The sequence below is a fragment of the Cohnella zeiphila genome, from assembly GCF_014212055.1.
Taxonomy (GTDB): Bacteria; Bacillota; Bacilli; order Paenibacillales; family Paenibacillaceae; genus Cohnella; species Cohnella zeiphila.
The window spans coordinates 1-14,972 of the sequence record NZ_JACJVO010000049.1 but is presented as its reverse complement, the minus strand read 5'-3'; the positions used below and the strand labels follow the sequence as shown (position 1 = coordinate 14,972).

Sequence of the window (14,972 nt, the reverse complement as noted above, 5' to 3'; positions counted from 1 at the left end):
CGACGCGCTCCCGCCACTGCGCATGATCCTGGTCGTCCTTGGCGCGCCAGGCGATGTGATGAACCGTCCCCGCCCCGCCCGCCCCCCAGCTCATCGGGACGGCGTTCACGTCGATCAGGTTGCCCAGGTTGCCGGCCGCGCGGAACCGGATAAGCCCATTCTCTTCGGCGATCTTTTCCAGTCCGAGCACGTTCGCGAGCACGCCGGCCGTCTTCTCCGGATTGACGCTGTTCAGAACAGCGCCTCCGAATCCCTTGATCGCTTTGTCGGCCGGAACGCCGCCGAACGACCATTCGCTGAGCGGGCCTTCCTCCCGTTCGACGATTTCCAGCGCCAGGCCGTCCCGGTCCTCGAAACGGAGGTAGGTCTCCCCGAACCGGGTTACCTTTTCCACCGCCACGTCCAGTCTCTCAAGCCGGCTCTCCCAGAACGCCAGCGCCCCGGGCGGCACGGCGAACGTCGTCGCGCCGACTTGGCCGCCGCCGATTCTCCCTTTCCGGCTGCCGGGCGACGGGAAGAACGTGACGGCCGTTCCCGGATGCCCCATCTGGTCTCCGAAGTACAGGTGATACACTTCGGGAGCATCGAAATTGATCGTCTTCTTCACCAGTCTCAAACCAAGAACGCCTGCATAAAAATCGACGTTGATTTGCGGATCGCGAACGAAAGAAGTGATGTGGTGGATGCCTGCGGTTGCTTGAGTCATGAGAAACGCCTCCATTATCTTTATTTTAAGATATTAGGCGCGACGTTCGATCCGTATCCTTGATTCCGGATTCCCGATCCGTCCGGTGAAGAGCGTCTGTAATATCTTAAATTTGAGATAATCATACACCCTAATCTTCTTTTGCGCAACCCCCTTTTTTGAGTTTGTTTAAAAGCTTCCCGGTCAGCCTTCCCAAGCGTGCGGACGAACGAAAAGGCAGACGCCCATGCGAGGCGTCTGCCTCTTTCCGGCCGCTTAGCTTCCCGAATGGGTCAGACGAAGCACATCCAGCAGGCTGATCTTGCGCTGGGTTTGGTCGTGATAGAGGAACCCTTCCTCCATCCGGTCGACGAACAGCACGCCGTCGAGATGGTCGATCTCATGCTGCATGCATCGGGCGAGATAGCCGTCGGCTTCCATCTCGATCCACTCGCCTTCGCGGTTCATCGTCCGCACCTTCACATGTTCGGCCCGCTTGACGATGCCCGTAAAACCCGGATAAGACAGGCAGCCTTCCGGCCCCGTCTGTTCGCCGGAGCTCTCCAGAATCTCGGGATTGATGAGCTCGATCAATCCGCTCCCGCAATCCATCACGACCGCCCGCCGCATAATGCCCAGCTGGGTCGCGGCCAACCCGGCCCGCCCTGCTTCGGCGTACAGCGTGTCCGCCAAATCTCCCAGCAGTTTGATCGTTCTCGGCCCGAAGATTTCCACCGGCTTCGCCTTTTTGCGCAGCACCGGATCTCCGAACGGCACAATCGTTTTCACCGCCATTGCCTGCCTACTCTCCTCTCCCGCGTGAACGGCATGTCCATCCGGCTCGCTCAAGCGCCCATGACCTTCGTCGGCGTATGGAGCCACAGATCGCCCGGCGTACAAGCAAGAGCCGTACACAGGGCGTCCATCGTCTCGGCTTTCATCTGCCGGGGCGAGCCGTTGAGCAGAGCGCTGATGGAAGGGGCGGACAATTCGTAGCCGGCCTTCTCCTTCAGCAGCCGAGCCAGCGCCGCGCCCGTCCAGACGCCCCTCTCGGCCATGATCTGTCGCAGCATCCATACGAGCATAAACGTCACCTTCCGCGGGGTATTAGTCGTTTCCTTATTTATTTAGGCAACACCTAATATAACGAATTTTGGGCAAGCGCGCAAGCGACAAGCCGCCGCACCGCGCTTTGACGCGCACCCCCATCTCGCCTCGGCGGCTTCCCTGAGATCCTCGTACTCGGGAGCTTCTTCGCATCGATGCAAAACAGCCGCTTACATCGAAGCGCCGGCCGGCTCCTTGGCTAGACGGTCGGTTCGGAACGCCGGCGGTCCCGCCCATTCCGGGAAGGTCAGCGCAACCCGACGCTGTCACTGTCGGACTCCGCCGGCGTATCGGCCGCCCGGAGCGCCGCTTCCAGCTCGAGGAGAGCCTCGGCTTTCCGTTCGTCCGAGTACCCCAACCAATCGGCCATCGCGTCCGCGACGCCCTCCTTCCATCTTCGCACCGCCGCGATCTCGAAAAACAGCGCGCCGGTGCGCCGAATCCAGAAATCGGCCGGCGTGGCCGCCATCTCCCGCTCGACCGCATACTTCAGCTGCGCATAAAGCGCCGGAGGCAGGCCGTACCGCTCCGCCTCGTCTCCTCCCGCCTCCGCGATCCGGAACAGCTCCGCCGCGTTCGAGCCGTACCGGTCCGCCAGCCGCTCCGCTTCGCTCGGCGACAGCCCGGCCCGGACGCCGTCCCGCGCCGTCCGCTGCCGGAATTCCGGCCATGCCGCGGAACCGCCGACATCGCCGCCCGAGATCGGCAGCCGCTTCGTCACGCACGGCCGGTAGCGGCCTGCGCTTTCTCCGCTGCCGGACAGCTGCCGGACAAGCCGGTCGACGACGTGCTCGGCCATCTTCCGGTAGCCGGTCAGCTTCCCTCCGGCGATCGTATACAGCCCCGACTCCGAATGGAAAATCTCGTCGCGCCGCGATACCTCGGAAGGAGATTTGCCTTCCTCGTAAATGAGCGGACGCAGCCCGGCCCAGCTCGACTCGATATCCCGCTCGGTCAGGTTCAGCGCCGGAAACATGATCTGCGCCGCATGCAGCACGTAGTCGCGATCGCTCACCGTCATCCGGGGACGGGTAGGATCGCCCTCGTAATCGGTGTCGGTCGTGCCGACGTACGTCTTGCCGCCGCGCGGAATCGCGAACAGCATCCGCTTGTCGGGCGTGTCGAAGTAGATCGCCTGCCGCAGCGGGAATCGTTCCCGATCGAACACCAGATGGATGCCCTTGGTCAACCGAAGCGTCTTGCCGCGCTTGGAACGGTCCATCTCGCGAATCCGGTCGACCCATGGGCCGGTCGCGTTCACGACCGTTTTCGCGCGGACGGCGAACCGTCGGCCGCCGATCCGATCGGCCGCTTCCGCGCCGCAGACCCTGCCCTCTTCGTAGAGCAGCCGTTCAACCCGGGCGTAATTCAGCGCTACGGCGCCTTCCTCGGCCGCTTTTTTCATCACCTCGATCGTCAGCCGCGCGTCGTCCGTGCGATATTCAACGTAGAGGCCGCCTCCGACCAGGCCGTTCGGATTCAATAGCGGCTCCCGCTCCAGCGACCGTTCCCGGCTCAGCATCGTGCGGCGCTCCTCGCGCTTGACCCCCGCAAGGAAATCGTACAGTCTCAGACCAAGCGACGTCGTGAACCGCCCGAACGTTCCCCCCCGGTACAACGGCAGCAGCATTCGCTCCGGCGTCGTCACATGAGGCCCGTTCTCGTATACGACGGCCCGCTCCCGGCCGACTTCGGCGACCATTTTGACCTCCCCTTGCTTCAAGTACCGCAGTCCGCCGTGAATGAGCTTCGTCGAGCGGCTCGACGTCCCCGCCGCGAAGTCCTGCATTTCTAGGAGCGCCGCCTTTAAGCCTCGCGTCTGCGCGTCCAGCGCGATGCCCGCTCCGGTGATACCGCCGCCGATCACAAGCACGTCGAATTCCGTCTCCGAAAGCTCGCCGATCAACCGGTCCCTGTCCGTTGCCGAAAAAATCCCCATCTCGAATTCCCCTTCCCTCGCGCGAAAAACGGAAAAACCGCGAACAACCTTGCAATGCCCATAGGCTTGCAAAGCTCTTCGCGGTCTCTCCCGATCTCCGACCCCTGATTAACTTGTCTGATTGGTCCCTTGCTTATTGAAAAACGATGGCGGCCCGAACCGCCTTCTGCCAGCCTTCGTACAGGCGGACCGCTTGCTCCTCCGGCATTCGGGGCTCATAAAGGCTCTCCGTGCGGCGAATGGCCGCGAGTTCGTCCAGTCCGTTCCAGAAGCCGACCGCCAGTCCCGCCAGGAACGCGGCGCCGAGCGCCGTCGTCTCGCTGACCGCCGGCACGTCGACCGGAACGCCGAGCAGATCGCTCTGGAACTGCATCAGCTCGCGGTTGCGAACCGCCCCGCCGTCCACGCGCAGCGATCGCAGCGTAAGTCCCGAGTCCCGCTCCATCACGTCCAGCACGTCCTTGCACTGATAGGCGAGCGCTTCGAGCGTCGCCCGGACGAAATGTTCCCGCTTCGTTCCGAGCGTCAGCCCGAACACCGCCCCGCGGACGCCGCTCTCCCAATAAGGCGTCCCGAGCCCGACGAACGCCGGCACGACGTAGACGCCTTGGGAGCTTCCCGCCTGCGCGGCCAGCCGCTCCGAATCGGCCGCCGTCTCGATCAGCCGCATGCCGTCGCGCAGCCATTGGATGGCGGAGCCGGCGACGAAGACGCTCCCTTCCAGCGCGTAACGCACGCCGCCGTCGAGTCCCCAGGCGATCGTCGTCAGCAAGCCGTCTTCGGAACGGATCGCCTTCTCCTCGGTTTGCATCAGCATAAAACAGCCCGTGCCGTACGTCGTCTTGACCGCTCCCCGTTCATAGCAGCCTTGGCCGAACAGGGCGGCTTGCTGATCTCCCGCCATGCCGGCGATCGGAATCTCCCGGCCGAAGAAATGATGCGGAACCGTCGTCCCGTATACTTCCGAAGACGATCGCACCTCCGGCAGCATCGCGCGGGGAACGTCCAGCAGCCGCAGCAGATCGTCGTCCCAGCGCAGCTCGTGAATGTTGTACAGCAGCGTGCGGGAGGCGTTCGAGTAGTCGGTCACGTGGCGCTTGCCGCCCGTCATCTTCCACACGAGCCAGCAGTCGATCGTGCCGAACAGCAGCTCGCCCCGCTCCGCCCGTTCCCGGGCTCCCTCCGTATGGTCGAGAATCCACTTGATCTTCGTTCCCGAAAAGTAGGGGTCGACGACGAGTCCCGTTTTCTCCCGAATCGTCCGTTCATGCCCCTCGCTCTTCAGCTCCTCGCAGATGTCCGCCGTTTGCCGGGATTGCCAGACGATGGCCGGGCGAATCGGCGTCCCCGTCGCGCGGTCCCAGACGACCGTCGTTTCGCGCTGGTTCGTGATCCCGATCGCCGCGATCTGCTCCGGAAGGACGCCCGTTTGCGACAGCGCCGAAGCCGTCACGCCCAACACCGAGAGCCAGATCTGCTGCGCATCCTGCTCCACCCATCCGGGCGACGGATAGTGCGAGGCAATCTCCTGCCGGGCCGTTCCGGCCGGCGTTCCCGCCTGATCGAACAGAATCGCCCGGGTGCTGGTCGTTCCCTGGTCGATAGCCAGTACGTAAGTCTCTTTCGAATTCATTCCCTCACTCCCCCGACATGGATCGAAATTGCTTCCACAGCTCGGCGCTCGACGTCGTCACCGCGTCCGCGCCCGCCGCTAGCGCCAGCTCGACGTCGCGGGCGGTGCGGATCAGCCCTCCGGCGAAAATCGGAATGCCCGTCCGCTCGCGTACCTCGGCAATAATGGGCGGGATAATGCCGGGCAGCACTTCGATATAGTCCGGCTTCGTCCGCTCCAGCAGCACGTAGCTCTTCTCCAGCGCGTTCGTATCGAGCAGAAACAGCCGCTGCACCGCGATCAAGCCGTGCTTTTTCGCTTGCCCGATCACGCTGCCGCGGGTCGAGATCAGCCCCGCCGGCTTCACCTGCTGGCACAAATATTCCGCCGCGTACTCGTCGTTTTTCAAACCCTCGATCAGATCCGCGTGAAGCAGCAGCTTCTTCCCGTGCGCGGCCGCCAGCTCGACAAGCGGCTTCACCTGCCCGACATGGCAATCGAGCAGAACGATATACCGGTAAGGCAGCTTGAGCGCCTTCTCCAAGTCCTTCGCCTTGCGAGCCGCGGGCAGCAAAGATTGTCCGTAGAAAGCCATCGTTCCTCCTCCCCGCGCAAGAACAAAACACCCAACAAAAAAAGACCGCAACCGAATAACGCTACTTATTTGATCAAGTAGACGATCGGTGTGATCTCCCGTTCTCCGCCACGGCTATTAACTTAGGTTCGATTATAGGGCCGCGCGGCGGCATTTGTCAACGGTCGACCGCTCGGCTGCCGCCCGAATCGTATTCCATCGTGATCGCGCATCCTTTAGCCGATCGATTGCCCTACGACAATGAGCTGGTTGTCGTCTTTGATTTCGAGGGTGACAAGATTCGAGAATTTCGCGAATTCGTGGGCATGCCGTTAAAAAATTACGAGGGGTAGAAAAAGACGCGGACTTTTGAGGGAATGGGTTTTACGAATTCAGTTCCCTTGGACCGGGAGAAAAGTTCGTTTTTTCCTTCGGCGGTTCATTTCTCATGATCTGAGGTGGAATATAGGGTATGATCTGGTAAGTAAGCTTAACGGAAGCAGGAGCGAAGCCCGTTTGCGGCGAAGGTGGTGACGACAACGGATACGATCTGGCGGATCCGGTCCAGGCTCAGGGATTTCGCAGAGGGGGGATATCGCTGGATACGCCGAACGCTTGAGCGTTATCCCTGGATCAAAACCGTCTACACGGTATGGTGCTGGTTCTCTTTGCTCGTGTTCCTCATGGGGCTCTTTCTGTACCGGGACTCGCGCACGATGCTGGTCCAATATTTGTGGTCGTTCTACGTCATGCTTCAATTCTGGTTTTTGTGCCGGAGCAAAACGTTCAGCTGGAAGCAGGCCGCGATGTTCATGCTGATGGGCGTTTTCCTCGTCATTCCGGTTACGTCATGGACCGTTCTCGCGGCGCACGGAATCTTCGGCGGGCGACCCGACGATACGTGGTCGCAGGCCGTATTGACTCCGATCCTGGAAGAAGCGTGGAAGCTGCTTCCGCTCGGTCTTTTTCTTTTGTTCTCCCGGCGCGCCACTTCCATGAGCCTGGCGGACTACACGCTCGCCGGCGCGGGTGCCGGGGTAGGGTTCCAGCTCATGGAGGAGCTGACCCGCCGGTGGCTGAACTCCGGCATTATCGGGCGGACGTACGGCTACAGTACGACGCTGCTCGGCGGGGAGACCATCCATTGGGACTTCTGGACGCTCTTTCCCGGGCGGTTCGAAGAAAGCATTTTCCCGACGATCATGTCGGTGAGCCATCCGGTCCACACCGGGATGGTCGCGCTGGGAATCGGAATGGCCGTGCGCTTCCGCAAACGGCTGGGCAACGTGATTTTCGTTTTTCCCGCGCTGCTGCTAGCTTGGGCGATCGTAGACCACGCCGCTTATAACGGGCAATACGAATTGCCGGGCTGGTTTATGAGAATCAGCGACTGGACCGGCAGCGGGTACCGGACGAAGGGCGCCTTCCTCCTGCTGCTCGCGTTGGGGCTCTTCCTGGATTACGCCGCTCTGTACAAGGTAAGAAGCCGGCTGCCGATCAAGAAGGGCGAACTGTTCGTCAATCCGGTCGCGGAGCTGTGGTATTTGGCGGGATCGCTGCTCGCCCGGCGCGAACGGTTCGCCGGCGTCATGGCCTGGACGCGGGAGAGGCGGGAGATGGGTTTCTCTCTTCTCTACGGCAATCGGGAGGCGGCGTCCCTTCAGGAACGGCTGCAAACCCGCCTCTCTCTGCACTTCCGGGTAGCGGCCGGCATGACGGGCCTCTTAATGGCGGGACTCGTGATAGGAGGATACGCGGCCTACTGGCATGCCCATGTCCATCCTCCGGATACGGGTTGCTTCTCTTGCATGTTCGACTCGATGCAGGATTGGTGGGATCGGCTCAGCTTCCGGGAGAAGTCGGCCCTTGTGTTGGGCGCTTTCGCTCTGTCGCTGATGTTCGTCGGCTTCTGGCCGGCGCTCGGATTTGCCCTGACCGCTGCCAGCATTCCGGCGAGCGGCCATGAGATCGCCGCGGATATTCGAAATCCGAAGCGGCTGTTGACTCCCGAGAATGCGATTTCGACGCTGCTGGCGCTGGCACTCAGCCGAATCCCGTTCGGCCGGGCTGCCGAAAGGCTCGGCAAGAAAGGCAGGCTGAAGGAGTGGCTGGAGAAGCTGCTCAAACGGCGGAAGAAGCCGGAGCCGGATCTCCCGAACAAAGGCCATAAACCGGATGGCAAGGAGCCTCCGCGGAAGAAGCCCGACGAGACGCCGCCCCGGAGCGATGCGGACGATTATGTCCACTGGAGCAAGGCAAAGTATAGAGGAGTAGAGCTATACGACGGCAAGAACGGCGCGCTAGGGGAATTCGACGGAATCGATGTTGAAAAGGGGATTTTCTACGAAGCGAAGTCCGCGAAAGGGCTGGATCGCATCCACCCGAAAACGGGCAAACCCCAGCAGACGCCGCAGGAATTTACGGATAAGCAGCTCTACCAGAAAACGAAGGTGCGTATCCAAAACCTGCAGAAGGCCGTCGGAACCCGAAGGACGTCGGACGGAACGCCGGAGATTCCGACCCTTGACCAGATCAAGGGCATCCGCAACTTCCAGTTTCAATTGGACGGTGATTCCCCGGCGCTGCGGGCGGCCGCGGAGAACAGTCTGAACCGGCTGCGCCAGGAATTCCCGGATTACACATTTTCCATTCGGTTTGGAGTGAACTAAAATGTCGATCAGCGCCATTATCGTGGATCCCGAAGACGATTTCGAACGCTCGTTCATGCTGCCGGTGGCCACCGAGTCTTTTTTCCAAAAGTACTGGGTACCCGCCGTCGAGGAATTGAAGCTGGAGTGGGCGGAACTGTTCCAGGACGGTACCGACGTGCGGCGGGAGGACATTCCGGCTATTCTGGATGAGGTAACCCGGCTCAAGGAATGGGCCCGTTCCAAAATGGACGGAGACGACCGGGAACATATGCTCCGAAGATTGGAACTGCTGGAAGAGGAGCTGCCGAAGGCTTACAGGCGAGACGATGCCGTCGTTTATATCGGTTGATTCATTCGCGTTTCAAAGCGTTAAAAAGAGAAGCCCTTGGCGGGGCTTCTCTTTTTATGAGGAGCTACGACGCGGCGAGTCAGCCGATCGTAAAGCGGGAAAGCGACTCGCGAAGCTGATTGGAGACGGACTCCAGACGGCTCGACAGATCCACCAGGCCTTCGCTTACGCTAAGCTGTTCATTGCTGAGCGAGGCAACCTCTTCGGATGTCGCAGATGCTTCCTCGGCGACGGCGCTGACGTTCGTCATCGCGAGAGACAGCGTCGATTGCGCTTCCTCCAATTGGCTGACGGACTGGGTAGCCGCCTCGAGGCGCTGCACGAAGCCGCCCATATGGTCCTGCACGTTGCGGAAAATCTCGTTGGCGTCGCGAACCGATTCGATCTGTTCGCGGAACAGCGGGTAGGCGTCCGACAGGACGGATACCGTCTCTTCGATCTCGCGCTGAATGGTCGAGACGACATCTCCGACGACGGAGATGGACTGTCTCGATTGGTCGGCCAGCTTGCGGATCTCGTCTGCGACGACCATGAATCCTTTGCCTGCCGCTCCGGCACGCGCCGCTTCGATCGTCGCGTTGAGCGACAGAATGTTCGTCTGCTTGGTCAGGTTGCCGAGCACGTCGAGAATTTTGCGGATCGAGCCGGTGCTGTCGCGGAGCTTGTCCACCTTCTCGACCATCGAACGGGTCATCTCTTCGGTCTGTCCCGTCTTGTTCATGAGGCCGGCCATGTACTCGGTACCGCGCCGTCCGGCTTCCTCGACTTCGGTTGCCGACTGTCCCATCTCGCTGTTAGCCGAGATGACCATCTGCACCTGCTCGCCGATCCGGCCGGTCATCTCGCTGCCGCGTTCGGACTCGACCGCCAGGTTGGTCGCTCCGCCGGCGATTTCTTCGGTGGCGACGGCAATCTCCTTCGCCGACGTGGCCGTCTTCCGGGACGCTTCGGAGAGCGAAGCCGCGGTCGCCAGCACTTCGGCCGCGGATTCGGTCGTTCTCATGACCAGACCGGTGATCTGCTCCATCATCCGATTGAAGCTGTCGGCCACTTGCCCGATCTCGTCCTTGCGCTTCAAGTTGGAGCGAACGGTCAGGTTGCCGCGTTCGCCTTCGTTCATCAGCGTGCGCAGACGGCCCAGCGGGCGGCCGACGGACCAGACGATCAGCATGCCGATGCCCGCCGCGATCAGCGCGGATATAATGGACATGATCCAGGTCAGATTGCGAATGACCGCCGCGTCCTTCACCAGGATGGATACCGGAATGTTCCCGATCACTTCCCATTCTCCTGCCGTCGTCTTCGCGCCGACCGTCAATACCTGGACCTTGTCTTCCTTGATCGTGGAGGATCCGTCGTCGCCGGGCAAATCGTACGGATATTTGCCCGAGATTTCGTCGTCCTTCGGAGAGTAAACCACCGTTCCGTCCGGCGCGACGATGTAAGAGCTGCTGCCTTCGCCGAAGTTGACGGAGCCGATCAGGTCCTGTACCGAGCTCAGGTTGATCTCCATGACGAGCAAGTAAGGCTTGTTCGAATCGCGTCCGACGTTCATAAGAGCGCGGCCGACCGCAAACGTCGGCGCCGTCGACTTGCCCGAGATGCCTTGCTTCATCGTCGGAACCCAGACGACCCGCCCGGAAGCGTCGATCATCGATTGCTCGAATGCCGGCGGATTCGACTTCACGTCCGGCACGCCCCCGGAAGTCGCGGAACCGATCACGTCCTGGCTCGGATCGGTCGGAATCAAGTAGATGCCCGCCAACGAGTTGTCGGACATCATGACGGAGGACAGCTTCGTATTGATGGTCCGCTGGCTATCGAATTTCTCGTAATCGTCCGATGTCGAGACGGCCGTCGTAATGAGCGACATAAAATCTTGATCCGACAGGAATTCCATCGTCTTTCGCTCGTAGCCCGACAGCAATTGATCGAGGCGGCCGGCGGTTTGGATGGCGGTCTGGCGGCTGGAATCGGATACTTTGTTTTGAATGACCGATTTGGACTTGCTGTAAGAGAACACACCCAACGAGACGACGCAAACCAAAATTCCGCAGAAAATAAGAATGAACAGCTTCATGCCCACGGAACGAATCGGGTTCCCGAACCTTGTTTCCTTCAGCTGCTCATTGACACGGCGGGCGAATCCCCCAACGCTTTCGGAACTTTTCTTCCAGTTCACCGAATTCATTCGGTCACGCCATGCTGATTTCTTCATTTGATGCTACCCCTCCGGCTCATAGTGACGAATAAAAGCTGAACAAACCAGTTGGAATCCGTTCCAATCGGAGCGATTGCATTCCTTCTTCTTCCAAATGGATAGGCTTATCGAACTAATTCGACAAGCCCATGTCAAATCCTCTTAATCCCTTTTTTCTTTTTCGGCATGCGAATCCAATTTTATTAGATATATTTCAGATTCTTCGCCATAGGAAATCAAAACGCATCATGTCCCAAACATGAAAATAGCCCCGCCAAGTGGGGCTTAAGAACGAGCCCGGCTCGGGCACTTTGCGGGGAAACCGCAGCTAAAACAACGGCATCCGGCCGCCGTCCCTTCGGGCGAAGGAATCGGCGTCCGGATGCCAAGTCGGAATTCGTCTTATTTTTTTTGGCCTTGCTGCTTTTTCTCGTTCTGCTCGCTCGTCTGGATGTTCTTCTGATGCTGCTTGTAAGTCGAGGCGAACAAGTGCTGATTGGTGCCGTCTTTCTTCGTGACGTAGTACAAGTAATCGGTATCCGCCGGGTAGATCGCCGCTTCGATGGATTTGATGCCGGGACTCGCGATCGGCCCGGGCGGAAGTCCCGCGTGCAAATACGTGTTGTAGGGACTTTCAACCTTCAGATCGTCGTTCGTCAGCTTTTCCTTCTGCTTGCCTAACGCATACTGGACCGTCGCGTCGATCTGCAGCGGCATCTTTTTGTCCAGCCGGTTCTCGATGACGCTCGCTACGATCGGCCGTTCCTCGTCCAGCACCACTTCCCGCTCGACAAGAGAGGCGATCGTCAGCACCTCGTGCATCGTCAAGCCCCGATCCTGCATCGTCGTCTGCCAGTCGTCCGGCAGCTGATTCAGCTTGACGTCGAGCTCGGACGCCATTCGGTTGAGAATGTCGGTTACGGTCGAGCCTTTCTTAAGCTCGTAGGTCTCCGGGAACAGATAGCCTTCGAGCGGATATTTCAATTTGGAGTTCTTTGGAATATCCTTCGTCCAGGAAGACCCGGTAATCTGCTCCGGCTTGCTCAATGCCTGAAGGAAAGCCGTCTTGTCGACATAACCCGCGGTAGCCAGCCGGTCGGCAATCTGATCGGCGGTGAAGCCTTCCGGAATGGTGAAATGAACCGTATCCGCGGCGACCGTCTTGCCCGTGTTCAGCATCTCCACGATCTCGTCCCTCGTCAGTCCGGGCCGCATATCGTAATCGCCGGCTTGAAACTTCGAGCCCTCGTCCGAAAGCTTCATCCACATTCCGAAAAGGAAAGCATTGCGAATGATTCCGTCCTTCTCCAACTCTTCCGCAACGCTCTTCGCACCCATCCCTTTCTCGATCGTGACGCGCACCGGGGCATCGGCGGATTTGGCCGGACGGAGCCCGTTCCACACGTAGAACAAGACGGAACCGACAGCCGCGATCACGATGCCGACGGCGATCAGAAACGACCACAGCACCGGGTGGCCTTTCTTCCGCCGTCGGGCAGGGGCAGCTTTCTTCTCCTTTTCCTTCTCCGCTTGATCATCCGGGGCGGATTCCCGTTTCCTTCTGCCTTCAGGCGGAACAGGCGCCGGGAATTCTCTCGGGTGCCCGACATCCGGAGACGGTACGCGCTTCGTATCGCCTTCGTCGATCCCGATCTCCGTTTCTTCGGTTCCCGCCTTGCTGCCTTCGTTCGCCGAGTCGCCGACAGGCTCGGCCCGAACGGCGGTCTCCGCCGACGGGATCTCTTCTTCTTCAAACGAGCTCTTGCCCGAGCCTTCCGCCGATTCGCTATCTGCGGGGCGATTCCGGGAATCCCGCTCGTTCGAATAGATCGATCTCCATCCGGTTGGTTGATCGTCGTTCTCTCTATCCATGAAAGGCCTCCTCAAACCGCGCGCCGTTCCGGATCCGCCCGCCCGGCCGCCCTCGGAACGTCCCGAGGGCCTCGGCCGCCCGGTCGCTCGCTCCGAACGCGCCGAAAGAGCGGTCTCCCGCTCTTCCCCGCGCGAAGCGGATCTTGAAGCCTCGCGTCCGTCAGTCCGTCAGCGCAGCCCGCTTAGGGCTGTTCATCGCTGCCGAACTGCAGATCGTCGTAAGCTTCCGCCGCGTTCTCCCATTCTTCGTCGTCTTCGACCGCTTCCAGCTGCGGCATTCCCCGCTCGTCGGCCGAAATCCGCAGCACTTCGATATCGCCGTCCTTGCGCTGCGCGTCGGACTGGACAATCGCATACTCATGGCCGCCGACGCTCAGTTCGGCTAGAATCCGGCAGCGTACGGAATTCCCGTCCTCGTCCTCAAGCTCGACGAACGGTCCGAACGCTTGCCGCAGCGAGCCTGCACGGTCGCCGTCGGTACGGTCGTTATAATCCCCGCTCATCCGGCAACCGCCTCTTCCCCGCGGCCGTCCGCAGCGTTATTTGCCTTCGTCATCGGCTTCGTCCAACCCCGTCGTGAGCGTATTGAACGTCTCCTCGACCATATCCCACTCTGCCTGATCCTCGATCGGGAACAGCTTGATCTCCTCGTCTTCTTCCTCATAACGGAAGGCGAATACTTCCTGCTCCTCGTCCGTGTCTTCGGCCGGAACGAGCAGAATATATTTGCGGTCCGTGCCGTCGTCCGGCTCGAACCTCATGATCACTTCGAACGCTTCGTCATTGCCCTCGTCGTCCGGAATGTACAGAATCTCGGCTTCCTCTTCGCGTTCCTTGTTATCGGTCATCGCTAACCCCTCGTTTCTGTCGGGAATCCAAAAAATTTTGCAGCAGAATCGTCGCCGCCATCTTGTCCACGACCTGCTTCCGCTTGCGGCGGCTGACGTCCGCTTCCAGCAGCGTGCGCTGGGCGGCCACCGTCGTCAGCCGCTCATCCCACATATGCACGGCGACGGGAAGAGCCTGCTTCAGCTCTTCCGCGAACGCGATGCATATTTCGCCGCGGGGCCCGATCGTGCCGTTCATGTTCTTCGGCAGGCCGACCACGATGGCGTCCACCTCATTGTCGCGAACCAGTTCGCGAATCCGCTCCAGGTAGTCGCCTTCCCGTTTCCGCTCGATGACTTCGGCACCCTGGGCGGTCCAGCCGAACGCGTCGCTTATGGCGACGCCGATCCGCTTATCGCCGAAATCCAACCCCATCGTCCGCATCGTTATCGATGCTGCTGAAGGTAGAACCGCACGAGCTCCTCAATGAGTTCGTCGCGCTCTTTCTTCCGGATCAAGCTGCGGGCGTTGTTATGCCTGGGGATGTAGGCAGGGTCGCCGGACAACAAATAGCCGACGATCTGGTTGATCGGGTGGTATTCCTTCTCGACCAGCGCGTCGTGAACGGACAGCAGAATGTCCTTGGCGGAGATCTCCTCCGGGTCCGGAACCACGTCGAATTTTACGGTCATATCCAGATGATTTTTGTCCGACGAGCTCATCTTCAGCACCTCGCTTTCTCGTTACTACCCATCATATCACATTCTCCAGCCGACAGGAAATGAAGCGCCGCGGCGGGAAAAACCGCGATTCGGCCCGAAGGCCGGAGCCGGGTTCCCCGCCGGAGAGCTCCCGGCCGGCCGGAAGAAGCTTAAGCGTTCAGTTGCGCCTGCACGAGAGCTTCGGCCGCGGCGAGCGCCTCCGGCAGCTTGGCGGGATCCTTGCCGCCCGCCTGCGCCAGCTCCGGCTTGCCGCCGCCGCCGCCGCCGCAGATCGCGGCCAGCTCTTTAATCAGCTTGCCGGCGTGCAGCCCCTTGGCGGTCAGATCCGGCGTAACGGCGACGACGAGCTGAACCTTGTCGCCCTCCACGGCGCCAAGCGCCAGCACGGCCGAGCCGAGCTTCGCCTTCAGCTCGTCGGCGACGCCGCGCAGCG

General features: G+C 60.6%; 15 protein-coding genes. 2 read left to right on the top strand and 13 right to left on the bottom strand.

Annotation, left to right across the window (positions count from 1 at the left end):
• The 6 genes from H7C18_RS31495 to H7C18_RS31470 form a co-directional block, all read right to left on the bottom strand.
• Window positions 1-706 (bottom strand): VOC family protein (locus tag H7C18_RS31495; protein WP_185133097.1); only part of this gene is annotated, 706 nt, incomplete at its 3' end.
• 255 nt (window positions 707-961) lie between these two features.
• A complete protein-coding gene (gene def / locus H7C18_RS31490) occupies window positions 962-1,480 on the bottom strand; it encodes a peptide deformylase (RefSeq protein ID WP_185133096.1) in 519 nt (172 codons plus the stop codon).
• Window positions 1,481-1,530: 50 nt separating this feature from the next.
• Window positions 1,531-1,770 carry a helix-turn-helix domain-containing protein gene (locus H7C18_RS31485; protein ID WP_185133095.1) on the bottom strand — a complete coding sequence of 80 codons (240 nt, stop codon included), beginning with the start codon at window positions 1,768-1,770 and terminating at the stop codon, window positions 1,531-1,533.
• A 269-nt stretch (window positions 1,771-2,039) separates the two neighbouring features.
• Window positions 2,040-3,731, bottom strand: coding sequence for a glycerol-3-phosphate dehydrogenase/oxidase (locus H7C18_RS31480; RefSeq protein WP_185133094.1), 1,692 nt, complete (start codon window positions 3,729-3,731; stop codon window positions 2,040-2,042).
• 133 nt (window positions 3,732-3,864) lie between these two features.
• A complete protein-coding gene (glpK, locus tag H7C18_RS31475; RefSeq protein WP_185133093.1) occupies window positions 3,865-5,364 on the bottom strand; it encodes a glycerol kinase GlpK in 1,500 nt (499 codons plus the stop codon).
• 4 nt (window positions 5,365-5,368) lie between these two features.
• Window positions 5,369-5,938, bottom strand: coding sequence for a glycerol-3-phosphate responsive antiterminator (locus H7C18_RS31470; protein ID WP_185133092.1), 570 nt, complete (start codon window positions 5,936-5,938; stop codon window positions 5,369-5,371).
• A 509-nt stretch (window positions 5,939-6,447) separates the two neighbouring features.
• Here H7C18_RS31470 and H7C18_RS31465 point away from each other — a divergent pair.
• The gene (locus tag H7C18_RS31465) at window positions 6,448-8,586 is read left to right on the top strand and encodes a PrsW family glutamic-type intramembrane protease (protein WP_337913979.1); all 2,139 of its coding nucleotides are present in this window, start codon (window positions 6,448-6,450) and stop codon (window positions 8,584-8,586) included.
• A gap of 1 nt (window position 8,587) precedes the next feature.
• Window positions 8,588-8,917 carry a hypothetical protein gene (locus H7C18_RS31460; RefSeq protein ID WP_185133091.1) on the top strand — a complete coding sequence of 110 codons (330 nt, stop codon included), beginning with the start codon at window positions 8,588-8,590 and terminating at the stop codon, window positions 8,915-8,917.
• A 79-nt stretch (window positions 8,918-8,996) separates the two neighbouring features.
• On the opposite strand, the gene H7C18_RS31455 is transcribed toward H7C18_RS31460, so the two are convergent.
• The 7 genes from H7C18_RS31455 to H7C18_RS31425 form a co-directional block, all read right to left on the bottom strand.
• Complete coding sequence (locus H7C18_RS31455) at window positions 8,997-11,135, bottom strand: methyl-accepting chemotaxis protein (RefSeq protein WP_238358096.1); 2,139 nt, start codon at window positions 11,133-11,135, stop codon at window positions 8,997-8,999.
• A 384-nt stretch (window positions 11,136-11,519) separates the two neighbouring features.
• Window positions 11,520-12,989 carry an endolytic transglycosylase MltG gene (gene mltG, locus H7C18_RS31450; RefSeq protein ID WP_185133090.1) on the bottom strand — a complete coding sequence of 490 codons (1,470 nt, stop codon included), beginning with the start codon at window positions 12,987-12,989 and terminating at the stop codon, window positions 11,520-11,522.
• 182 nt (window positions 12,990-13,171) lie between these two features.
• Window positions 13,172-13,492: a DUF1292 domain-containing protein gene (locus H7C18_RS31445; protein WP_185133089.1), complete on the bottom strand. Its 321-nt coding sequence runs from the start codon at window positions 13,490-13,492 to the stop codon at window positions 13,172-13,174.
• A gap of 36 nt (window positions 13,493-13,528) precedes the next feature.
• Window positions 13,529-13,837, bottom strand: coding sequence for a DUF1292 domain-containing protein (locus H7C18_RS31440; RefSeq protein ID WP_185133088.1), 309 nt, complete (start codon window positions 13,835-13,837; stop codon window positions 13,529-13,531).
• Entirely contained in the window at window positions 13,827-14,261 is a 435-nt protein-coding gene (ruvX, locus tag H7C18_RS31435; protein ID WP_185133087.1) for a Holliday junction resolvase RuvX, read from the bottom strand. The genes H7C18_RS31440 and ruvX overlap by 11 nt, the downstream gene beginning before the upstream one ends.
• A 2-nt stretch (window positions 14,262-14,263) precedes the next feature.
• The gene (locus H7C18_RS31430) at window positions 14,264-14,539 is read right to left on the bottom strand and encodes an IreB family regulatory phosphoprotein (RefSeq protein WP_185133098.1); all 276 of its coding nucleotides are present in this window, start codon (window positions 14,537-14,539) and stop codon (window positions 14,264-14,266) included.
• A gap of 149 nt (window positions 14,540-14,688) precedes the next feature.
• On the bottom strand, window positions 14,689-14,972 hold a 284-nt coding region (locus H7C18_RS31425; protein ID WP_238358095.1), incomplete at its 5' end, for a DHHA1 domain-containing protein.